Source organism: Propionispira raffinosivorans DSM 20765, from assembly GCF_000381065.1.
Lineage (GTDB): Bacteria > Bacillota > Negativicutes > Selenomonadales > Selenomonadaceae > Propionispira > Propionispira raffinosivorans.
Map to the genome: position 1 here is coordinate 12,316 of NZ_KB905849.1, position 22,500 is coordinate 34,815.

The following is a 22,500-nucleotide window of genomic DNA, read 5'->3' on the forward strand; positions in this document are numbered from 1 at the left end:
AGACTGCACCTTTTGCATTTTAGGTAGTGGCATGGATCGTTTCAAGCGGCAGTAGTACTTCAAATGTTGTTCCGACACCAAGGGAGCTGGTCACATAGATATCACCGCCGTGGTTTTCAGCCATATGTTTTGCTACGGCAAGACCAAGTCCGGAGCCGCCGCTTTTGCGATCACGTGATTTTTCACCGCGATAAAAGTGATCAAATATATGTGGCAGATCTTCGGGATTGATACCAGGTCCATTATCTTTGATGGAAATGCAAACCCAGCGTTGTCCAGCCATCGTGCGCCGCTGTGTTTTCACTTGGACTTGGCTGCCAATAGGAGAATAACGAATTCCGTTTAATAGAATATTATAAAAAACCTGATGGATTCGTTCAATGTCGAGTTCCAGATTAGGAATATTTTTTGCGAAATCGGCATGTAGATCAATGGATTTTTTATCGCTAAGTGGTTTCAAAACACGCAGGCTGCGTCCAATAATTTGATTGATATTGCAAGAAACTTTTTGTAAATGAAGCTGATAGACTTCCGCCAGTGACAAATCATGCAGTTCCTTGATTAGGTGGTTGAGATGAACCGCTTCTTCATGTAAGGAGCGCAGTTGCTCATCACTTGGTTCAATGATACCATCAAGCATTCCTTCAAGATTTCCTTGGATGATAGCAAGTGGTGTTTTGAGCTCGTGAGAAATATTTGCTTGTAGTTGCTTGTTCACTTTATCATTTTTAGCTAATGACTTTGACATGCGATTGAAACTGTCAGCTAAACACCCAACTTCGTCGTTAGTCTCAACGTTTACATTTTGATAAAGGTGTCCTTTAGCGATTCTTTCCGTTGCTTTACTGAGCTTACACAGTGGGTCTGTTATAGTACGCGCTAGAGCATATCCGGCAATGATTGCAACTAACGATACCGCAATGGCGGCCATGCGAAATGATTCACGAAAGCCATCAAGAAAATCTTGTTCTGGACCATTTATGGTACTGAAGTCTATGGAAGCATTAGCCAGAGCAGCACCTTTGACGCGTAGATATTCATGGAATAAAGTCGTGATCTGGCTGTGACCGATATAACATAAAATAGCGATGGTGGCTAAAACTAGAAGAAATGTTAAACCCGCAATTTTAGTCGTAATAGATATATAGGTTTTATACATGTTTATTCACCTGCAAACTTATAGCCAATGCCATAGACGGTTACAATATATTTTGGCTTTTTACTATCTTCTTCTAATTTATGACGAAGGTTTTTAATATGTGCATCAACGGTTCGTTCATACCCTTCATAGGCAAAATCTTGTATTTGTTCGATTAATTGCAGTCGGCTGAAAACTTTTCCGGGATTTTGGACAAGAATTTCTAGTAGTTTAAATTCAGTTGGCGTCAATTCTAGGGCTTGTTCGTTATTTAACGCAAGATGACGTGCCAGATCAATTTTTAATGGACCGGATTGTATCCATTGTTCCTGTGTGCCGGTTTCACGATACGTACGTCGGAGAATTGCCTTGGCACGGGCAACGACTTCTTTGGGGCTGAATGGTTTCGTAACATAGTCATCCGCACCGAGTTCAAGACCAACAAGTCGGTCACTTTCTTCATCACGGGCTGTCAGCATAAGGATTGGCAAGTCACTTTGCTGGCGGATTTTTTTACAGACTTCCCAGCCATCTAATCCAGGCAGCATCAAATCCAAGATCATGATATCAATATGTTTTTCTTGAATAGATTTTATAGCATCTAAGCCATTACTGTTGGTATGAACAAGAAAATTGTTTTTTTCGAAATAGGCTTTAAGTAATTGGACGATTTTATCATCATCGTCGACAATGAGGACGGAATATGGAGGCATAAAGAAAATTCCTTTCTTAATTTGAAGTCTGTCAAAATGCTTTTTCAGTGAATAATATACAAGTTGCATTAAATATTTTATATGGCAATCGTCAGGAAGGGCTCAGTGGGGTTACGTAGGAAGCAAAAGATGCCTTATACCCCCTTCCTGGCAGATTAGCTAGATGTCATTTATTTAATGCATTATATACAGCTTACTTTCATAATACGCAAATAATGTGAAGATGTTATGAAGAACTTTTGAAGACAATATACGTTTTTGTGGCGTTTGCTTTATATAAAAAAGCGAGAGCATCTATTTGCTCTCGCTGCTTATTTTTTAATCGCGTACCTGAGCTGTGTCTTTTATAATTTGCAGTACCCAGGCAGCAGATGAATATAAATCTTCTTCAATGATATATTCATTGGTGGTATGGGCTTTTTCCATGCCGACACCAAGCACAATGGCGGGAATGCCATATTTATTTAAGACGTTTGCATCACTGCCGCCACCGGATGTCGTCAGTTCAACTTGCAGTCCAAGTTTGTTGGCAGCGGTTGCCGCAATGGAAATGCCTTGCGAGTTTTTGTCTAGGATATAGGGACCATAATCTTTTTGAATCTCAATATCAAGTGCTGCACCGGCTGCCTCAGTTTCGTTTTTGAAAATATCGCATATTTGCGTCGTGAGTTCATCCAGTTTTAGTTGATTTCGGCTGCGTGCTTCACAGACGATTTCTACAAGATCAGCTACAATGTTGGTTGCCTGTCCACCTTGAATGGTACCAACATTGCAGGTCGTCTCTGCATCAATTCGTCCTTGCGGCAGCTTGGCGAGGCTTTTTCCGGCGGTAACGATGGCATTGATTCCATTTTCTGGGGAGATGCCAGCGTGTGCTGCTTTGCCATGTATTTTAATAAAAATTTTATTTTTGCCAGGAGCTTCCGTTATGATTTTTCCTGGACGGCCGCTTGAATCTAATGTATAACCAAAATCAGCATGCAATAAATTGCGATTGACATGTTTTACACCCAATACGCCGCCTTCTTCGGCTGCAGTGAAAAGAACTTGGATGTTACCGTGAAGAAGGTTTTCTTCTTTAATAAGCCGAAGGGCTTCTAAGATGGCGGTGATGCCGGCCTTGTCGTCCGCACCGAGAATGGTCGTTCCATCGGAAGTGATGATGCCATCAATGATTTGTGGTTTCACAGGGCTGCACGGCTCAACACAATCCATGTGTGCAGTGAAGATGATGGTGGGGAGTCCGGGCATATTTCCTTCAAAAGTGGCAATTAGATTGCCACAGCTGCCGTTGATTTTTTCTCCGGCATTGTCTTCAATCACTTGACCACCTAAATCTGTTAGGCGTTTGCTGAGTAGATTGCCAATTTCTCTTTCTTGGCGTGTAGAGCATTTAATTTGTACGAGCTCAAAAAATTCGGCTAATACTCGTTTTCGATGAATCATAAAAAGCCTCCTAAAAAATACACAGTGTGCTTTGTGTGAAGCCGTCTTCACAGGGATACGATTGGTTTTTGTGAGAGAAATTTATAAATTTTCCGTTTTCCTATACAGTGGAATAAATAAGCACTTCTCTATACGGCTTATGAAATCCTGCACTGGTCATTTTTTTGTGTTCTGTATACTGGAACAAAATGTTGTAAGGTATTGCATTTCAAGTCTGTATCATCTAAAATGAGAAAAGACTACAAAAATAGTTTAATTGAAAATTTCGAACATATGAACAGAAAATTTAGGTTTTCTGTTCATTTTACAATGCCGTTTTTTGTGGCGGTTGTTTAAGATAAATGTAAGTGAGTTGTCTCTATATTAAAAATAAGGTGGAATATGTTTTGAGTAATTTAGAAGTAGGTATTGTTGGGCTGCCAAATGTAGGAAAAAGTACACTTTTTAATGCGATTACAAAAGCGGGGGCGGAAGCGGCGAATTATCCTTTCTGTACGATTGAACCAAATATTGGCGTTGTTGATGTACCGGATGTCAGACTTCAGGTTTTGCATGAAATGTATAATTCAAAAAAAACGACACCAGCATCGGTTCGTTTTGTTGATATTGCAGGGCTTGTAAAAGGTGCTGCACAGGGTGAAGGGCTGGGAAATAAATTTTTGGCGCATATCCGCCAAGTGGATGCTGTAGCACAGGTTGTGCGCTGTTTTGTCGACTCCAATATTACCCATGTTGAAGGATCAATCGATCCCTTGCGTGATATTGAAATCATCAATACGGAATTGTGCCTAGCTGATTTGGAAACGCTGGACAAACGATTGGACCGTTTAGCCAAAATTGCTCGCAGTGGCAATAAGGATGCGAAAGTCGAAGAAAATGTACTTCTTCGTATCAAAGAAGTTTTACAAGAAGCACAACCAGCTCGTCGTGTTGAAATGACGGAAGAAGAAGTGACGATGGTTCGCGAACTACATTTGCTGACGCTAAAACCAACTTTATTTATTGCTAATGTTGCGGAAGATGAAGTGGTAACGGCGGAAACCGAGAATGAATATGTGCAGAAAGTAAAACAATATGCTACTGAAGAAGGTGCAGAAGTCGTTGTTATTTCGGCAAAAGTTGAATCTGAAATTGCTGAACTGGATGGCGATGATGCCAAGATGTTTTTAGAAGAACTGGGGCTTGAAGAATCTGGCTTGACTAAATTGATCAAGGCTTCTTTTAAATTACTTGGCCTTTTGACCTTTATGACGTCCGGCCCTGACGAATGTCGTGCGTGGACTATTACACAAGGTACAAAGGCTCCGCAGGCTGCCGGGAAAATCCATACGGATATTGAACGTGGTTTCATTCGAGCTGAAATCGTATCCTATGATGATCTGATTGCTGCGGGCAGTAATGCAGCGGCTCGGGAAAAAGGTCAAGTTCGTCTTGAGGGAAAAGAGTATGTAATGCAAGACGGAGACGTAACTTATTTTAGATTCAACGTATAAGTAAGACAGATAACGCATGGCAATAGGGTCATGCGTTGTTTTTTACATATTAATTTTACTGAAAAGAGGTCATGATATGAAATATTTTTTACAAGACATCAATGAATTTTTAAATGCAAGAATCGATGCGGCGGTACTGCTTTTCCGTATCGTGATTGGCTGCATGTTTATGTGGCATGGGTTTCCCAAAATTACAGGAGGTGTTGATGTCTGGACAGGGCTGGGGCAGTCTTTGGCCGTATTTGGCATTACCGCTTTTCCAGTTTTTTTTGGCTTTATGTCTGGTGTTATTGAGTTTTTCGGAGGTCTGTTTCTTTTCTTAGGATTTTTTTATCGCTTTGCCTGCTTTTTTTTATTTGCCAATATGATGACTGCTTTCAGTACGCAGATGATGAGTGACAAAGGTTTAGCGAAAGCATCTCAATCATTGGAAGATGGTTTTTCTTTTTTTGCGGCGATTGCGATTGGTCCGGGAAAATACAGTCTGGATTATAAATTGAAATGGATTCGCAATAAGTGGTAATGTTATTCATCTATAAAAATAGTATTTTTTATGACAAAGGACCCTTTTAAAGAGAAACAGGGGGTAAAAGCATGTCACAGGCAAATTTAATTTTTCTGACTGTTTTGACAACATCGTTTTTGGGACCTTTTATGGGCAGTTCTATCAATATAGCGATTCCGTCTATTGCGGAAACTTTCGTCTTCCCACCGGCGATGCTCAGTTGGGTTGTAACCGCATACCTTTTGGGATCTGTTGCCGTTTTGGTTCCATTTGGAAAACTGGCTGACAGCATAGGCCGGAAAAAAATTTATCAAAGCGGGCTTATTTGCTTGTTGGTAACGACCTGCTTAGCCGGTTTTTCTGTATCGCTGCCAATGCTGATCGTTTTTCGGTTATTGCAAGGGCTGTCCTTGGCGATGATTTTCAGTACGAGTATGGCCCTTTTAATTTCGGGGCATACGGCGCAGGATCGTGGTAAAGTGATTGGTTATTCAGCGGCAGCAACCTATATGGGCCTATCGTTTGGACCGGTGATTGGTGGCTTGATTACGCAGTATCTAGGCTGGCGGGCTATCTTTTTTTTTACAGCAGTGGGACTATTGGTGAGCCTCGTGGCAATCGTAAAAGTGAAAATAGAATGGTATGGCGTAAAAGGCGAAAAACTTGATGTTTTTGGCAGCTTTTTGTATTGCACTTCTAGTATAGCTGTTTTATATGGATTATCAGCCTATGCGGTCAATCCTTGGGCGGTTGGTATTTTGGGGAGTGGGGTCTTACTGTTGGTGCTTTTTGTGTATGAACAGACGAAAAGCCAACAACCTATTATTGAACTGTATTTGTTTCGCAATACAATTTTTGCTATGTCAAATTTGGCAGCAATGATCCACTATAGTTCAACGTTTGCCATTGGTTTTGTTTTGTCACTTTATCTGCAGGTTGTGCGAGGGTTTGATGCTTCAACGGCTGGTTTGATTTTGTTAATCCAACCACTTTTGATGGCAATTTTTTCACCCTGGGCGGGTGCTTTGTCAGATAGAATTCAGCCGCGTTTCGTAGCCTCGGCGGGGATGTTTCTGACAATGATGGGTTTGTTCTTTTTTACTTTTTTGACGCAGCAAACACCGATCTGGCTGCTTGGTCTAAATTTGATTCTCATAGGTATTGGTTTTGCATTCTTTTCTTCACCGAATAGCAATGCAGTCATGGGGGCTGTGGATCCACCGATTTATGGGGTGGCATCTTCGATTTTATCGGTGATGCGTCTGAGTGGACAGGCGCTCAGTATGGCGGTGGTGACGGTTATATTGTCACTCTATCCGCAGACGATGGGGGTTTCTGCGACAGTGATGCTGCACAGTTTTACCGTGATTTTTGCCGTTCAGGCTTTTTGTTGTGCGTGTGGTGTCTTTGTCTCCTTAGCGCGAGGAACATAAAAGTCTTTGTGAATTATCTTGCATCATGCGGCAATAAATGATATAATCATTTAGTCATAAGACAGTTAGGTTTCAAAATACAATTTTGGGCCTTCCCTGCTCCTGAAATATAGGAGCCATTAGTCCAGAGAGGGAGGTGATTTCGTGAGAAAGTACGAAGTCATATTCATTGTTAAACCAATTGAAGAAGAAGCAACAAACGCTGTAATTGAAAAATTCGCTAATTTGATTGCTGCCAATGGTGGTACGGTTGACAAAGAAGATCGTTGGGGCAAAAAACATCTTGCATATGAAATTAAAGACCATGCAGATGGTTTCTATTGCTTATTCTACGCTACATGTGATCCAGCATGCGTTGCTGAAATTGATCGTGTAATGAAGATTACTGACGAGATTTTAAAACATATGATCATTAAAGAAGAAGAATAATAATAAAGCCAGGGAGGAACTTACCATGAATAAGGTAATTATAGTTGGTCGGCTTACACGTGACCCTGAAGTGCGTTATACGCAAAGTGGGAAAGCGGTTGCTTCGTTTACTGTTGCAGTGAATCGCCGCTTCAGTAGAAGCGATCAGCAAAATACAGCTGATTTCATTCCTGTTGTTGCATGGGAAAAACTGGCCGAAATTTGTGGAAATAATTTGATTAAAGGAAGTCAGGTCTTAGTAGAAGGTCGGCTGCAGGTTCGAAACTATGATGCACAGGACGGATCGAAGCGTTATGTGACAGAAATAGTAGCCCAAGAGATTGAATTCATGGGTGGCAAACCTACTAGAGGACCGGAAGATCAGGCTGGTGCAGCACCTGCAACGGGCGGTGCAGATTCCTTTGGATCACAAGTCTTCCCTGACGAAGAAATACCATTTTAAGGGAGGTATGTTCGATGAGACGTGAAAGAGGAAGAAAACCAAAAAGAAAAGTTTGTAGTTTCTGCGTTGATAAAGTAGAATCTATCGATTATAAAGATGTTGCTAAATTACGCCGTTATGTTACGGAACGTGGGAAGATTTTGCCGCGCCGTATTTCAGGTAACTGTGCAAAACATCAACGTCAAGTAACTGTAGCAATCAAACGCGCACGTAATATTGCTTTACTGCCGTTCACTGCTGAATAAGATAGAAGAGCCTTAGGGCTCTTTTTTTTTAAGAAAAACATAAATTTACACAAGTTATGCACAGGAAATCCACAGGATTTTGTGGATAACTTGTGTAAATGCAAGAAAATGGAGTTATCTCAATCAAGAGATAACTCCATTTTGTCTTAATGAATGGATTCCATAAACTGCAAATAAGCTTCTTTTGTCATTTCTGGTTGATAATCCTGCAGAATTTCTTCGGCTTGTTCGGCTTGATTCGTTAATAAATCAATTATGGTTGCTACCATAGTGATGGCGGGAAGCAAGTAAGCCATCTCGTCATCGGTTACTGCGAACTCACGTGTATGTACGGTACCTTTGGTGCCGCCACCAAACCACGGATGAATGACAGGCATAATATGTGACAGATCACCCATATCTGTGCTGCCTGAGCTGTGTCCGAGGTGCTCAATCGAGTCTTCGCCTAAAAGTTCCAATACATTTTTTTCATAGATGGTCGTTAGTGTCAAATTATTGATCATCGGTAAAAAACCGGGCATATCATTGATTTCAACTTCGGCACCGATGGCCATTGCACCACCTTTTAAGGCGCGATTGACTTTTTGATTTGCATCCATCATCGCTTTGACTGTTTTGGCTCGTACATAACTTTCCATGCAGACTTCTGCTGGGACTACATTGACTAAATCACCACCTTTGGTGATGATTGGATGAAATCGGACACAATCTTCATCGCGAAAGGTTTCGCGTTGTGCATTTACGGCAGTAAGCGCAATTAAAGCGGCATTTAAGGCATTAATTCCTTCGTGTGGGGCACTGCCAGCATGTGCTTCTTTACCTTTGAAGCGAATCATTTTGCCGATAAAACCATTGCTTGTGCCACCAACATCGATGCGTCGTTTTTCTTCGCCCTGCATCGAAACATGCATCATCATCGCCATATCGATATCATCAAAATCGCCGCAGCGAATCAGTTCGGATTTTCCGCCAAAATACTTTAGTTTTCCTTGCTCTTTTAGACGGTTGCGATATTCGATTTCCACGTATTCTTCGGCTGGTACGGCAAACGGGATTACATCGCCGTCGAGCGCTTGCATTACACCAGACGTCTTTAAACCGATCGCACATGCCGCTAATATTGCCATTTGTACGTTATGACCGCAGGCATGTGCGGCCCCGGTTTCCATATTGGACAGTGGATGGTCATGGCAGATAATCGCATCCATTTCACCTAATATGGCAATTTTTCGTTTACTGGATTTTCCTTGCAGTCGCGCTTTGACGCCCGTTATCGCATGACCACGTGTATAAGGAATTTCATATTTTTCGAATAGGTCGGTGATTTTTTGGGAGGTTTTTATTTCTTTAAAACCAAGTTCTGGTTCGTTAGCAATTGAGTTTGCTAACGTGATAATTTCTTCTTTGTGGGCATAAATAGCCTCACAGACTTTTTGCTTTAATAAATCTTGCAAAATAACAACTCCTTGTTTTTAGTTTAGAGTGTTTGTCTATCGTAAAAGACAGTTGTCCTTTGAGTAAAAACTCATAAAATCGATTTATAAATTGACATACATCCTATTATTCAATATAATAACAAGTATTATCAATTTATGCTAGCTGTATAAATTAATAAAATCGTTTATGTTTGGCAATGGGGCCTTCGTATACAACATTACGAAGGTTTTTCTTATGCTTAAAAAGCATAACAATGAAGGAGAGATTTACTTTGGATGTATTAAAAAACTGGAAAATTCATATCATAGCACTTATTTTGGCAATTATTTCAGAATTAATTGGAGTCAAAAAAATACCAGTTGGACCAGGCGTTCTGCTATTTTTACCAATGCTCTACGCAATGATTTTAGGTGGCATTATTAGTTGGCCAAAGTTGAAAATGATAAAAGCTGGCGAAATGAAACACGCCACATCGGTACTTAGTCTGTTGACTTTGATTTTGGTCACAAAATTAGGCGTCATTATTGGGCCTTCGCTAAATAAAGTCGCTGAAGCCGGGTTTGCTTTATCAATACAAGAATTGGGACATTTTCTCGGGACGGTTGTTTTAGGGCTACCAATTGCAATTGCTCTAGGTTTGGGCAGGGAATCAGTCGGCGCAACTTTTTCGATTGATCGTGAACCAAATATTGCAATCATTGCCGAAAAATATGGTCTTGATTCAGCAGAAGGCCGTGGGGTCATGGCAATTTATATTTGTGGTACTGTTTTTGGTGCAATTTGGATTGGTCTGATTGCTGGCTTTTTAGCAGCAATGCACATTTTTCATCCTTATGCTTTAGCGATGGGGTCCGGCGTTGGTTCTGGCAGTATGATGGCTGCAGCCACAGGGGCGATTGCTACGGTATTTCCTGAACAAAAAGAGCAGATCTTAATGTATGCGGGAGCTAGTAATTTACTGACGACCATTGTTGGCATTTATTTTTGTTTGTTTGTTTCATTGCCGATTACCAATTATTTATATAAACGGCTGAGTCCGATTTTAAGTCCGAATCGTTTGAAAAAAGGTGGTGCAAGTCAATGAATCAGCGTGAAACAGTATTGACTTTTCTTGTTGCGGGCTTGATTGCTGCTATTGTCTGCATGGTTGGCTACGCCGTACCCGTTTGGGATGCTTTAATCGGGTGTGGTATTTTGGTTTTTATTACACTTTTGGGGATATGGCTTGCAAAAATAATTCCAGGCAAGCTGCCCATGGTTTTTTGGGTATCAATTCTGGCTATTTTGTCTTCAACGCCAATTTCACCTGTTGCTGACTTTGTTAAAGAGTACACTACAAAAGTTGATTTTCTGGCGATTTGTACCGTGGTATTGTCTTATGCCGGCCTGACGATCGGGAAAGATATTGTCATGTTCAAAAAAATGTCATGGCGTATCATTGTGGTCGCTTTGGCCGTTTATACAGGAACATTTATCTGTGCAACTTTTATTGCTGAAATCATGCTTCATTTAGAAGGTATTATCTGATAAAAAACAAGCATTGAATGGTAAAAAATATCACAATAAGACTACGACACATTGGTTGCTCTCGCTTTACAAGCAGCTTCCGGTGCCGTAGTCTTATTTTTTCTGTTTTACGTCCAGTAGACAATCCCGGTCATGATAATTAAGCTGAGCATAATAGCATATGATGCGCTTAGGTTGACTGTTTTTTACATAATCATCGTTTTTTTACAGGCAGCCAATATCAATCATTAGAGATACACATAAAGTATTTAGTAAAATATCATTCATAAAAGACTTCTTTTTTTTATTGAGGTATTGAGTATATGCTGAGAAAAAATAAACGCAATTCTAAGTGAACAACCGGAAATTTCATTTTTTAGCAGTAATTCATTTTTATAATGATTCTCCTTTTCAATATTTTTGTGTTTCTGCTCAATCTATGGTATCTTTAATGTATATCAAATAAAATAATAATGTAAAATTACCTGTCGATTCTTTCAAGTGTGTTCGGCAGAACGATTTGTATTTTATTTCGAATAATGTGGAAAACAGGGTCCGAATAATTTTTAAAAAGAGGTGAACCAATGGTGAATCAAAAACTAGCGCCCCTGACAGAAAGTGGAGCTTTATCGGCAATTGCTGTTGTTATGGCATTGATTAGTGTCTATGTACCGGTTTTGGGAACCGTCATGGCAATCATTTGGCCGTTGCCGATTATTATATTAAGTGTGCGGCATGGAATTCGCTGGGGCATTATGGCATCAATTGTATCGGGTGTTTTGATTGCTCTATTAATCGAACCCATGACAGCCATACGCATGGTTGTAGCATTTGCACCGGTTGGATTGATGCTTGGATTTGCTTATCGCAAAAAATATAGTGCAGTAAAAGCATTAATTAGTAGTGTCTGCGTTTCTATTATTGCTAAATCAGCTGTACTTTTGATGGTGATGTTCTTAATGAATATCAATCCACTAACGATGCAGGTTGATATGCTGAAAGAAGCTTTTGAGATGTCTTTGGATATCTATCGTGGTGCTGGAATGAGCGAAACGCAGCTAACGCAAATGGATACGGATTTCACAAAAGGATTGCAGCTTGTTACAATGCTGTTTCCACTCATTGTTATATTAATGGGCACATTAGATGCTTATGTTAATTTTGCCGTAGCGGGGAAAGTTTTGCGTCGGCTGGGTCATAAAGATTTACCGACACTGCCTGTCTTTGAAGAATGGCGCCTGCCTAGAGTGTTGGTTTATTTGTATGGATTTTCCCTTGTGGGTATGTACTGGGGCGGGACGCGTGAGCTGACGGTTTTGTATCAGATCTCAATCAATGCAAATATGCTGGCAACTTTTTTAGGGCTTATTCAGGGATTGGCTCTTTTGCAATATGCAGCGAACCGTTATCAATTGTCAAAACTCATGCGAGGTATTATAATTATTCTTATCCTCACAAATGGAGCGTTTATTCAGATTTTGGGATTCACAGGATTGTTTGATATACTTTTTGATTATCGGCGCCGTTTTACAATGAAAAAATGATAAGAAAAGATAGTGAACTGGGAGGTTTTTCTATGCCTCGGAATATGTCTGCATGGCTTGATATTTGTATCCATATGGTTATTATGGGCGGGTTGCTTTTGGTGCTATTGCATTATAATATCTATATTGCGCTGATTGGGCTGCTGATTTGGGTTACGTTGTTTTTTTATGCAAAAGAACGTTGTCAGGATCGCCAGAGGGCTTTGGATTATTACTATAAAAATATCATTCAAAATATCAATGAATTATCCAATTATGCCATTGAACAATTGCCAACGGTTATTTTGATTGTCGATTATGACGCCAGAATTCGTTGGTACAATAAAGAGCTTAGTAAGTGGCTGGGTTTTAAACCGGAAATTGGGACCTCTATTAAAGAATTTTGGCCGCGTGCCATTGTAACGCCAATTTGGGGCAAAGATAGTGAATATATTTTTGCTTATAAAGACAAGTTTTATCGTGCCAAACATCGTCCGGTAGCGACATCGGATGATGTACAGGGCCTTATGGTGTTTTATGTTACGGATGTTAGTGAATTTGAAAAACTCAAGCGTCGTAGTACGATGGAAAAACCAGTACTCAGCTATATTCAGATTGATAATTATGATGAAGTTTTGCAGGGAATCAGTGAAGCACAGCGAACAACAATTATTGTAGAAGTTAATCGTTTGCTCGATGAGTGGATTTTGAGCATCGGTGGATTTCTGCGACGTATTTCAGAGGATCTTTATGTAGCTATTATGGAACGCCGTGCTTTAGATCGTGTGCTCGCGGACAAATTTGATATTCTCGATAAAGTTCGAGCAATTCATGGTGCGAATAAGTTTCCGGTGACATTAAGTATTGGCGTGGCCGCTGTCAGCGATGATACGACGATTGCTCAGCTTGGTGAACAAGTTACAGCAGGGTTGGATCTGGCTCTTGGTCGTGGTGGTGATCAAGTCGCTGTACAGGTTGATGGGAAGATGCAGTTTTATGGTGGTAAGGCGAAAGCTGTAGAAAAACACACGCGAGTGAAAGCTCGTGTTGTGGCACATGCCTTACATGAAATCATCGACAATTCGGACAGCGTGCTCATAATGGGTCATCACAATGAAGATTTTGATTGTTTAGGGTCGTCGATGGGGATTGCCAAAATGGCTCGCCATATGAATAAGGACGTTCATATTATATTAAGTGATATGAATGAAGGCATTGATAAATTTACAGATTTGCTTAAAGATGATGAAAGTTATCAAGACCTCTTTATGAGTAGTAGTGACGTAGGGACAATTACGGCGCTGAATCCGGTTTTATTTATTGTTGATACGCATATTCCACATCTTGTTGCAGCACCATCACTTCTGGATCGTGTTTCGCAAGTAATCGTTATCGATCATCATCGACGCTCAGAGCAGTTTATTGAAAGCCCCCTGCTGGTTTATATAGAACCGGCATCTTCTTCAACGAGCGAACTCATTACAGAACTTTTGATGTATTTCAGTGAAGACCTTGTTTTGACTCGTATGGATGCGACGGCACTTTATTCAGGAATTGTTGTGGACACCAAAAATTTTGCAGTGCAGACGGGGGTGCGAACCTTTGATGCAGCTGCCTATTTGCGGCGGTCTGGTGCAGATCCAGTGATGGTGCGACACCTCTTTAGGACTGACTATGAAACAAATCTGGCGAAAGCACGGTCTTTGTGTAGTTCAGAATTTGTTAAAGGCGGACTTATCGTGGCTTCTTGCCCAGCCGGAATTTCGAATGCCCAAGTTATTGCGGCTCAGATTGCGGATTCTTTACTTAGGATTGAAGATGTGAGAATGAGTATGGTTTTATTCCATTTGGAAGATGGTATCGTAGGTATAAGTGCCAGGTCAACCGGTGAAATCAATGTACAGGTTATCATGGAGGAGTTTGGCGGTGGTGGACATCAAAATGTTGCTGGTGCACAAATTAAACATGCTGATATAGAAGAAATAAGACGCAAAGCGATTGAGCTGAGCGTTCAGTATATTGAGGAGAGTGACAAAAGTGAAAGTAATATTACAACAGGACATTAAAAAAGTAGGCAATAAAGGTGATATTTTAGAAGTATCGGAAGGTTACGGCAGAAATTTTCTTTTGCCGAAAAAATATGCAGTTGAAGCCAATACTGCTAATATGAATGTAGCCAATGCAAAGAAAAAATCAGCCCAGTTAAAAAAACAACAAGAAACGGATGAGGCAAAGCTTATGGCGGCCCAGCTGTCAAAAATTGAAGTAAGCATTCCTGTTAAAATCGGTGAAGGCGGTAAATTATTTGGCTCTGTAACGGGTAAAGATGTGGCGGATATTTTACAGACCACACACAATCTTGAGATTGATAAAAGAAAAATTGAAATTAAAGGCGGTATAAAGGGTGTTGGCGATTATGATGCTGTAATCAAAGTGCACCCGGAGATTACAAGTACAATTAAGGTACATGTAATCGCTGGCTAGGAAGAGGCAGAGTATGAAAGGTTTTTTTAATAAATTATTTCGTAGAAATAAACAAGAAGAAGCACCGATGGAAAAAATCGGGCATAAAAAAATAATACTCAAAAAGACAGAAGGCATCGATAAACAAATCGATGCCTTATATGGCGTATTAGTTGATATTTTCAGTTCGGAAAAACTTGTTTTGCGAGCGGGAAAACTCGATGCGATGGATTTGATGCGTTCACAAAACCGTGGTGAACGAGTTTTAGCACTGCAAAAACTGATTTGGGAAAATCCGACACTGGATAAAATTCCGACTGATGAAGAAATTCCGGATCTTTTGGAACAATTGTCGGAAGAACTGGCAGAACTTATGGCTAGACGTAGTGTAGAAGATAAAATTGAGAAAAAAATTGCTGAAAAAATGGAAGAACGCCATCAAGAGTATGTTAAAGATATCAAAATGCAGGTTTTAAAAGACGAAAAAGTTGAAGAAGAAGAAACACCGCAGGCAAAAGGAAAATTTGAGGCTTTAGAAAAATTGGAAACCGTTAAATTGACGAAATCTGTGATGGAACTATTGAGACCGAATAAATTAGCTGAGATTGTGGGACAGGAACGAGCTGTGAAGTCGCTTCAAGCTAAGCTAAGCTCCCCCTATCCACAACATTTGATTCTGTACGGACCGCCAGGCGTTGGTAAAACGACAGCGGCACGACTGGTCTTGGAAGCTGCCAGTAAAACGAAATATACACCATTTAATGAAGATGCGCCGTTTGTCGAAACCGATGGTACTACCTTGCGCTGGGATCCGAGGGACATGACAAATCCACTTATGGGTTCTGTGCATGATCCAATTTATCAAGGTGCTCGCCGAGATCTTGCCGACAGTGGCGTACCAGAACCAAAACCGGGGCTGGTAACCGATGCACATGGTGGCATTTTATTCATCGATGAAATTGGTGAAATGGATGCCATGCTGCAAAATAAACTACTTAAAGTGTTAGAAGATAAACGGGCCTTTTTTGAATCGGCCTATTATGATCCGACGGATGAAAATGTGCCGAAATACATCAGAAAACTCTTTGAAGACGGTGCACCGGCAGATTTTGTCTTGATTGGAGCGACTACGCGTGATGCCGGGTATATTAATCCAGCCCTCAGGTCGCGTTGTGCTGAAATCTATTTTGAACCGCTTACACCCAAACACATTGAAACGATTGTTTTAAATGCAGCTGAAAAATTGGAAGTTACGATTGCTGATGATGTGGCTGCACTGATCAGTGAATATACAATTGAGGGCCGAAAAGCTATCAATATTCTGGCTGATGCGTACAGTTTGGCATTACAAAGAATCGGTGATACAGATGAGGCTATTATTATAAACAAAGAAGATGTGTATGAAGTTACCCAGGTAAGTCGTCTGTCACCATTTGTTACACAAAAAGCATCAGAGAGATCTGAAGTTGGTAAGGTTTTTGGACTTGGGGTAGCAGGATACTTGGGATCTGTCATTGAAATTGAAGCAGTGGCTTTTAAGGCAAATGAAAAAGGCAAAGGGACGGTTCGGTTCAATGAAACAGCTGGCAGCATGGCGAAAGATTCCGTATTTAATGCAGCCTCCGTACTTCGTAAAATCACTGGTGAAGATGTGCATGACTATGATATCCATATCAATGTCATTGGTGGTGGTAATATTGACGGTCCGTCAGCTGGTACTGCTATTTTGACCGCCTTGATTTCGGCTATTACGGGACGCAAAATTAGGCAGAACGTTGCTGTTACCGGTGAAATATCGATCCAAGGGCTTGTTCGTCCAGTCGGCGGTGTATTTGAGAAAGCCTATGGGGCAAAACAAGCTGGTATTACAACGTTGGTAATTCCAAAAGAAAATGAAAAAGACATACCAGAAGGACATTTGGGACTGGACATACATCCGGTAACGACTGCTGAAGGTGCCTTTGCGGTATTGTTTGAAGACGATAAAGATAAAGAAATAATCGCATAAATCTCTGTTACAGGAGGTTTCCGTCTGTAGGACGGGCGGGGATTTGGGGCATATTTTGCCCCGGTCTCCGTTTTTGTTTGAGAGGAGTGATTCTTGTTGATTGATAGAATACCACCGCAGAATATTGAAGCCGAACAAGCTGTTTTAGGTGCGATGCTTATAAAAAAAGAAGCGATTTCGGAAGTTGTGACGATTTTAATTGGAACAGATTTTTATCGAGACGCGCATCGGATTATCTTTGATGCAATGCTCGAACTCTTCAATAAAAATGAAGCGGTTGATCTTATTACGATTACGGAACAACTGCGCAAAAATGAACAACTTGATAAGGTTGGCGGGATAGCCTATGTTACATCGTTGGCCAATAGTGTGCCGACGGCAGCCAATATTGAGTATCATGCTAAGATTGTCAAAGAAAAAGGGCAGCTTCGGCATTTGATTAATTCTGCTACGGCGATTGCTGGTATGGGGTATGAAGACAATGAAAATGTAATTGATGTAATGGACAAGGCTGAAAAAATGATTTTGGAAGTCGCAGAAAAACGCGGCGGCGGTGATTTTACACCGATTAAAAACATTTTGCTGGATACGTTCAGTAAAATTGAAGTTTTATACGCTTCTAAAGGCGGAATTACAGGAACTCCAACTGGTTTTAAGGATTTGGATAAATTAACATCAGGACTCCAGCCCTCCGATCTTATTTTGGTCGCCGCTCGTCCAAGTATGGGGAAAACAGCGTTTACACTCAATTTGGCTACCCATATTGCTGTGCGAGAAAAAAAGGCAGTGGCTTTTTTTTCTTTGGAAATGTCAAAAGAACAGCTTGTACAGCGTATGCTCTGTTCGGAGGGAGCGATTGACTCGCAGCGTCTTCGCATCGGTGAACTCGACGATAAGGATTGGGGAAAACTGATTAGTGCTGCAGATCGATTGTCAACTGCACCAATTTTTATTGATGATACAGCTGGTATCACTGTTATGGAATTGCGTTCGAAAGCAAGACGCTTGAAAACGGAATATGACCTGAAATTGATTGTTATTGATTATTTGCAGCTCATGCAAGGCAGCAGCAGCAAAGGCGGCGATAATCGCCAGCAGGAAATATCGGAAATATCTCGCTCACTCAAAGCATTAGCAAGGGAACTCAATGTACCGGTTATTGCTCTTTCTCAGCTCAGTCGTAGTGTGGAATCACGGCAGGTTAAAAAACCAATGCTCAGCGATCTTCGTGAATCCGGTTCCCTAGAACAGGATGCGGATATTGTTATGTTTCTCTATAGGGAAGATTACTATGATCCTGATACGGAAAATAAAAATATTACAGATGTGATCATTGCCAAACATCGTAATGGTCCGGTTGATACCATCCAGTTGTTTTTTCACAAACAATTTACAAAATTTGCCGATTTATCACGGATACAAAACTAATTTATACAAAACAGAACAGATTCCTCGGAATCTGTTCTGTTTTGTAAACTGGTACGCAGAAAAAAATTAAATGGGTGAAATTTTAGAATTCAAACCCTTTCCTAAGAATAGTAATGTATACTCTTAAATAATAGAAGCGTATACATCGCTATTCTTCCATATTTAAGCATATCGTATTTTCTGATTGGAAAGAAGGTTTTATTTTGAGGAATATAACAAAAAAAATCATGATATTTTCTATGATTGGTATCATTCAAACAGGCTTTGGCGCTTCGATAATTGAAGCATCGGCATTTCAGAACGATCGTCCGATGAACCGAGATCATCAAGAAGCTCGTTTTGATCATCGAGATCATGATCGCGATGAATTTCGCCAGCGAGAATATGATAGAAAAGTTCGCGAAGAGAACGACCGTTATGAACAAGAAATTCAACGGCATCGATTTGAAACCAGACAGGATTGGCGTGAACGAAGATCACATGAAAAACATCGTCATGAACAAATATTACAGAGGTTAGCACGAGAAAAAGATCAACAGGGTCCTTTCCACAGAAGGTGAAATTAAGATAGTATATTTTCCATAGATAAAGATTCGTAATATTTAAAGAAAAGAGGAGTTCGTTTTGAATAATATAACAAAAAAAATCATGATACTTTCTATGATTGGTATCATTCAAACAGGTTTTGGGACCGCCGTGCTTGAAGCTTCTCCGATGCATCGTGATAACCGCCAAGACGTTCGTTTTGATGATAGACATGATGGTGGCCGCGACAATGGTGACCGTCAAGTTGAGCATGATAGACGGATGCGTGAAGAAAATGAAAGACATGAACGAGAAATGAGACGACATGATCATGAAAGTGATAGAGAATGGCAGGAACGTCAAGATCGGGAAAATGATCGCCATAATAATACATTAAATGAAATAGCAGCACTGGTGCTTGGTGTTGTTATTGGTCATAATACCTAACTAAAAAACAGGCTGCTCGCTTTTTATAAGCTGGCAGCCTGTTTTGCGTACTGCCCTTCAGGTATCTTTACCTGTGATGGCTTTTGACGCATAAAAATAGTGTTTTGTCTATATGGGACAGGCTCGTTTTGTCATTGTAGGATCAAAATGATAAAAATAGAATGGTTTTTGTAAATTAAATTGACATGCTGCTATAATCAATGCTATGATATTCAAGGGAAATTAGGACATATTTTTTCACCAAACTCAAAAAGAGGCATGCGTATGCCAATTTGAGTGTTTTTGTTGTTTCATTGACATTATAAGCCAATATAGAAAAAAACAAGTGATCTAATTACCGTTTTCAATCGATACGTTACAGGTGATGCTTTTTATAAATGCGTACAGTATTGCTATGGAAAAATGGATAAAAGGTGAAGATTTCCAAAATGAATGTCAAGAAATAGGAAGCTGTGAATATTTTGAATACGCTTTCTAGTACTTACGAATGTAAATGCAATTATGGCGTTTTTGGGTATCTAAATTCACTTTTATATAAATCATATTATTGAGAGGAGAGGTCTTATGTCAGCAGTTGTTGTAATGGGAACTCAGTGGGGCGATGAAGGTAAAGGTAAAATCGTCGATTATTTAGCAGAACAATCCGATGTTGTCGTTCGTTTTCAAGGAGGGAGTAATGCAGGTCATACAGTTACCGTAGAAGGTAAAGAATTTAAACTGCGTCTACTGCCTTCAGGAATTTTATACAAAGGTAAAACATGTGTTATCGCCAATGGTGTTGTTGTTGATCCGGAAGTTCTTCTTCAGGAAATGGATGGAATGACGGCACAAGGAATTGAGGTAGATGGAATACGTATTTCCAATCGGGCTCATGTTATTTTGCCTTACCATAAATTAATGGATGAACTCTTAGAAAACGTTCGTGGCGATAATAAAATCGGCACGACAAAACGTGGTATTGGTCCTTGCTATATGGATAAAGATAACCGCATCGGTATTCGTATTGTTGATCTTATGGATGAAGAAGTATTCAGCGAAAAACTTAAAGAAGTTCTTGCTATTAAAAATAAAGAATTGAAAGCAGTTTACAACCATGATGGTTTTGACTATGATGCAGTTCGCAGCGAATATCTGGCTTATGCAGATCGCCTGCGTAAGCATGTCATTGATACATCTGCTTACCTGAATGCACAGCTCAAAGCAAAGAAAAAAGTATTGTTTGAAGGTGCGCAGGCAACGCTGTTGGATCTTGACCATGGTACATATCCCTATGTAACATCTTCACATCCAACTTCGAGTGGTGCCTGTGTAGGTGCTGGTATTGCACCGAAAAAAATTGATACGGTCGTTGGAGTTGTCAAAGCATACTGTACACGTGTCGGAGAAGGTCCGTTCCCAACGGAACAACTCAATGAAGTCGGTGATAAGATTCGCAGCTGTGGTCATGAATTCGGTACGGTTACTGGTCGTCCACGTCGTACTGGCTGGCTCGATGCGTGTGTAGTCCGTTATGCAGGTTACTTGAGTGGGATTGACTACATGGCAATCACGCGTCTTGATATCTTAGATACATTTAAAGAAGTTAAAATTTGTGTTGCTTATAAATATAATGGTAAAATCATCGATGAAATGCCAGCCAGCCTTAAAGTGCTTGGGGCAGTAGAACCAGTTTATGAAACATTTGCTGGCTGGATGACGGATACTACAAAAATTCGTCAGTATGAAGATTTGCCGGAAAATGCTAAAAAGTATGTAGAACGTTTGGCTGAAGTGGCAGAAATCAACATAGGCTATGTTTCTGTTGGCCCGAATCGTGCGCAAACGATTGTTGTTAAAAAGGATATTTTTTAAGCAAGAAAGCTTATAGGAATTTTAATGCAGCCTGAACAAACGATTTGCTTGTTCAGGCTGCATTTGTTTATAAGGCTGTATGGCAGAAATTGGCTTTATATATCCGTTTATCAGAAAAGGCGGGCAGGACTCTATAATCGATACAACATCGCCTGGCATTGTATTAGAAGGGTCTGCCAGCAAGTCTATCAGTTACGTCCTTACGGACGATGCACCCCACAACACAACGGTTTCATAGCAGCTAAACTTAGCAGATATAGTTGGTATCTCCAGTTGATTGCAGTTTGAAGCAGATACGGGAACAATCAAGAATATTTTGATGAAATATAACTAAAAAACAAGCGATATCACGAATTTTAAGCGAATTTAAGCACAACTAAAAATTTTTCAAAAAGAAAGTGTTGACAAAGACTCGATAAATCAGTATAATATTGTCTTGTGAGTGGCACATGAAATGCGAGACAAAATTGAGTCACCAAAACATTTTTTACTCACAAGACGATCCACTAGCTCAGTTGGTAGAGCATCTGACTTTTAATCAGGGTGTCCCGAGTTCGAATCTCGGGTGGGTCACCATTTATGGCGCGTTGGTCAAGCGGTTAAGACACTGCCCTTTCACGGCGGTTTCATGGGTTCGAATCCCATACGCGTCACCATTACGGGCGATTAGCTCAGCTGGGAGAGCGCCTGCCTTACAAGCAGGATGTCGGCGGTTCGATCCCGTCATCGCCCACCAAAATAATATATGGCCCGGTAGTTTAGTTGGTTAGAATGCCGCCCTGTCACGGCGGAGGTCAGGGGTTCGAGTCCCCTTCGGGTCGCCATTATGCCTTGGTAGCTCAGTCGGTAGAGCAGAGGACTGAAAATCCTCGTGTCGGCAGTTCGATTCTGTCCTAAGGCACCATTTATTTTGATCCACTAGCTCAGTTGGTAGAGCATCTGACTTTTAATCAGGGTGTCCCGAGTTCGAATCTCGGGTGGGTCACCATTTTGTTAATACACTTCTAGGCTCTTGTTTAGAAGGTTTTTTATTTTATGAGTGGCAGCTGTTTTTTGGAATGAAAAATAAGTTGCAATTCATTGATAAATTATGTATAATATTCTAGTGATGCAAGCATAGTTTGTGAAGTTTTATTTGGCGCGTTGGTCAAGCGGTTAAGACACTGCCCTTTCACGGCGGTTTCATGGGTTCGAATCCCATACGCGTCACCATATGGGCGATTAGCTCAGCTGGGAGAGCGCCTGCCTTACAAGCAGGATGTCGGCGGTTCGATCCCGTCATCGCCCACCATATGAAAAATTAATCCTGTCTCTTTAGACAGGATTTTTGTTATGCGTTGAAATAAAAAATGAAAAAAAGCTTCAGCGCATTTTGTGATTTGCTGGAGCTTTTTGCTGTGATAAGAAAATTTTGTTCATGTGCGTTAAGCTTCTTTTTTTAGTACCGGAGTTTTACAACCATGGCATT

Annotated in this window: 21 protein-coding genes and 8 tRNA genes; 25 read left to right on the forward strand and 4 right to left on the reverse strand. The window is 40.5% G+C overall.

Annotated features, from left to right (window positions below; translation table 11 throughout):
• Nucleotides 1–19 precede the first annotated feature (19 nt).
• Complete coding sequence (locus F606_RS23665) at nt 20–931, reverse strand: HAMP domain-containing sensor histidine kinase (RefSeq protein ID WP_281166765.1); 912 nt, start codon at nt 929–931, stop codon at nt 20–22.
• On the opposite strand from F606_RS23665, the gene F606_RS23675 reads away from it, so the two are divergent.
• Nucleotides 897–1,067, forward strand: a complete 171-nt coding sequence (locus tag F606_RS23675; RefSeq protein ID WP_245542112.1) for a hypothetical protein — start codon at nt 897–899, stop codon at nt 1,065–1,067. The two genes, F606_RS23665 and F606_RS23675, sit on opposite strands and share 35 nt — an antisense overlap.
• A gap of 94 nt (nt 1,068–1,161) precedes the next feature.
• On the opposite strand, the gene F606_RS0109915 is transcribed toward F606_RS23675, so the two are convergent.
• Nucleotides 1,162–1,851, reverse strand: a complete 690-nt coding sequence (locus tag F606_RS0109915; RefSeq protein WP_019553735.1) for a response regulator transcription factor — start codon at nt 1,849–1,851, stop codon at nt 1,162–1,164.
• 318 nt (nt 1,852–2,169) lie between these two features.
• Nucleotides 2,170–3,297 (reverse strand): M20/M25/M40 family metallo-hydrolase, encoded by a 1,128-nt coding sequence (locus F606_RS0109920; protein ID WP_019553736.1) that lies wholly within the window; start codon nt 3,295–3,297, stop codon nt 2,170–2,172.
• 386 nt (nt 3,298–3,683) lie between these two features.
• Between F606_RS0109920 and ychF the strand changes: the two genes are divergently transcribed.
• The 6 genes from ychF to rpsR all read left to right on the forward strand — a co-directional run bounded on the left by ychF (nt 3,684) and on the right by rpsR (nt 7,844).
• The gene (gene ychF, locus F606_RS0109925; RefSeq protein ID WP_019553737.1) at nt 3,684–4,790 is read left to right on the forward strand and encodes a redox-regulated ATPase YchF; all 1,107 of its coding nucleotides are present in this window, start codon (nt 3,684–3,686) and stop codon (nt 4,788–4,790) included.
• A gap of 76 nt (nt 4,791–4,866) precedes the next feature.
• Entirely contained in the window at nt 4,867–5,313 is a 447-nt protein-coding gene (locus F606_RS0109930; RefSeq protein WP_019553738.1) for a DoxX family protein, read from the forward strand.
• Between the two features lie 71 nt (nt 5,314–5,384).
• Nucleotides 5,385–6,728 (forward strand): MFS transporter, encoded by a 1,344-nt coding sequence (locus F606_RS0109935; RefSeq protein WP_019553739.1) that lies wholly within the window; start codon nt 5,385–5,387, stop codon nt 6,726–6,728.
• Nucleotides 6,729–6,872: 144 nt separating this feature from the next.
• Nucleotides 6,873–7,157 (forward strand): 30S ribosomal protein S6, encoded by a 285-nt coding sequence (gene rpsF / locus F606_RS0109940; RefSeq protein ID WP_019553740.1) that lies wholly within the window; start codon nt 6,873–6,875, stop codon nt 7,155–7,157.
• A 25-nt stretch (nt 7,158–7,182) separates the two neighbouring features.
• Nucleotides 7,183–7,599, forward strand: coding sequence for a single-stranded DNA-binding protein (locus tag F606_RS0109945; protein WP_019553741.1), 417 nt, complete (start codon nt 7,183–7,185; stop codon nt 7,597–7,599).
• Between the two features lie 14 nt (nt 7,600–7,613).
• On the forward strand, nt 7,614–7,844 hold the full coding sequence (rpsR, locus tag F606_RS0109950; RefSeq protein WP_019553742.1) for a 30S ribosomal protein S18: 231 nt from the start codon (nt 7,614–7,616) through the stop codon (nt 7,842–7,844).
• 146 nt (nt 7,845–7,990) lie between these two features.
• Here rpsR and F606_RS0109955 read toward each other — a convergent pair whose 3' ends face one another.
• On the reverse strand, nt 7,991–9,298 hold the full coding sequence (locus F606_RS0109955; protein WP_019553743.1) for an amidohydrolase: 1,308 nt from the start codon (nt 9,296–9,298) through the stop codon (nt 7,991–7,993).
• Between the two features lie 254 nt (nt 9,299–9,552).
• Here F606_RS0109955 and F606_RS0109960 point away from each other — a divergent pair, with 254 nt between their 5' ends.
• The 18 genes from F606_RS0109960 (at nt 9,553) to F606_RS0110045 (ending at nt 22,323) form a co-directional block, all read left to right on the forward strand.
• Nucleotides 9,553–10,365 (forward strand): DUF3100 domain-containing protein, encoded by an 813-nt coding sequence (locus tag F606_RS0109960; protein WP_019553744.1) that lies wholly within the window; start codon nt 9,553–9,555, stop codon nt 10,363–10,365.
• Nucleotides 10,362–10,808 carry a hypothetical protein gene (locus tag F606_RS0109965; protein ID WP_019553745.1) on the forward strand — a complete coding sequence of 149 codons (447 nt, stop codon included), beginning with the start codon at nt 10,362–10,364 and terminating at the stop codon, nt 10,806–10,808. Before F606_RS0109960 ends, F606_RS0109965 begins: the two co-directional genes overlap by 4 nt.
• A gap of 563 nt (nt 10,809–11,371) precedes the next feature.
• Nucleotides 11,372–12,331 carry a YybS family protein gene (locus tag F606_RS0109970; protein WP_019553746.1) on the forward strand — a complete coding sequence of 320 codons (960 nt, stop codon included), beginning with the start codon at nt 11,372–11,374 and terminating at the stop codon, nt 12,329–12,331.
• Between the two features lie 32 nt (nt 12,332–12,363).
• Entirely contained in the window at nt 12,364–14,376 is a 2,013-nt protein-coding gene (locus F606_RS0109975) for a DHH family phosphoesterase (protein ID WP_019553747.1), read from the forward strand.
• Nucleotides 14,348–14,794 carry a 50S ribosomal protein L9 gene (rplI, locus tag F606_RS0109980; RefSeq protein ID WP_019553748.1) on the forward strand — a complete coding sequence of 149 codons (447 nt, stop codon included), beginning with the start codon at nt 14,348–14,350 and terminating at the stop codon, nt 14,792–14,794. The genes F606_RS0109975 and rplI overlap by 29 nt, the downstream gene beginning before the upstream one ends.
• A 13-nt stretch (nt 14,795–14,807) precedes the next feature.
• Nucleotides 14,808–16,781 (forward strand): Lon family ATP-dependent protease, encoded by a 1,974-nt coding sequence (gene lonC, locus F606_RS0109985; RefSeq protein WP_019553749.1) that lies wholly within the window; start codon nt 14,808–14,810, stop codon nt 16,779–16,781.
• A gap of 96 nt (nt 16,782–16,877) precedes the next feature.
• Nucleotides 16,878–18,209 carry a replicative DNA helicase gene (dnaB, locus tag F606_RS0109990; protein ID WP_019553750.1) on the forward strand — a complete coding sequence of 444 codons (1,332 nt, stop codon included), beginning with the start codon at nt 16,878–16,880 and terminating at the stop codon, nt 18,207–18,209.
• Between the two features lie 203 nt (nt 18,210–18,412).
• Nucleotides 18,413–18,769: a hypothetical protein gene (locus F606_RS0109995; protein ID WP_019553751.1), complete on the forward strand. Its 357-nt coding sequence runs from the start codon at nt 18,413–18,415 to the stop codon at nt 18,767–18,769.
• An 88-nt stretch (nt 18,770–18,857) separates the two neighbouring features.
• The gene (locus F606_RS0110000) at nt 18,858–19,181 is read left to right on the forward strand and encodes a hypothetical protein (protein WP_407635976.1); all 324 of its coding nucleotides are present in this window, start codon (nt 18,858–18,860) and stop codon (nt 19,179–19,181) included.
• Between the two features lie 564 nt (nt 19,182–19,745).
• Complete coding sequence (locus F606_RS0110005; RefSeq protein WP_019553753.1) at nt 19,746–21,032, forward strand: adenylosuccinate synthase; 1,287 nt, start codon at nt 19,746–19,748, stop codon at nt 21,030–21,032.
• A 500-nt stretch (nt 21,033–21,532) separates the two neighbouring features.
• Nucleotides 21,533–21,608, forward strand: a tRNA-Lys gene (locus F606_RS0110010).
• A gap of 5 nt (nt 21,609–21,613) precedes the next feature.
• Nucleotides 21,614–21,688 (forward strand) — tRNA-Glu (locus F606_RS0110015).
• A gap of 4 nt (nt 21,689–21,692) precedes the next feature.
• Nucleotides 21,693–21,768: transfer RNA gene (locus F606_RS0110020), tRNA-Val, on the forward strand.
• Between the two features lie 11 nt (nt 21,769–21,779).
• A tRNA-Asp gene (locus tag F606_RS0110025) sits at nt 21,780–21,856 on the forward strand.
• Between the two features lie 4 nt (nt 21,857–21,860).
• Nucleotides 21,861–21,936 (forward strand) — tRNA-Phe (locus F606_RS0110030).
• 8 nt (nt 21,937–21,944) lie between these two features.
• A tRNA-Lys gene (locus tag F606_RS0110035) sits at nt 21,945–22,020 on the forward strand.
• A gap of 149 nt (nt 22,021–22,169) precedes the next feature.
• A tRNA-Glu gene (locus F606_RS0110040) sits at nt 22,170–22,244 on the forward strand.
• Between the two features lie 3 nt (nt 22,245–22,247).
• Nucleotides 22,248–22,323: transfer RNA gene (locus F606_RS0110045), tRNA-Val, on the forward strand.
• Nucleotides 22,324–22,500 lie beyond the last annotated feature (177 nt).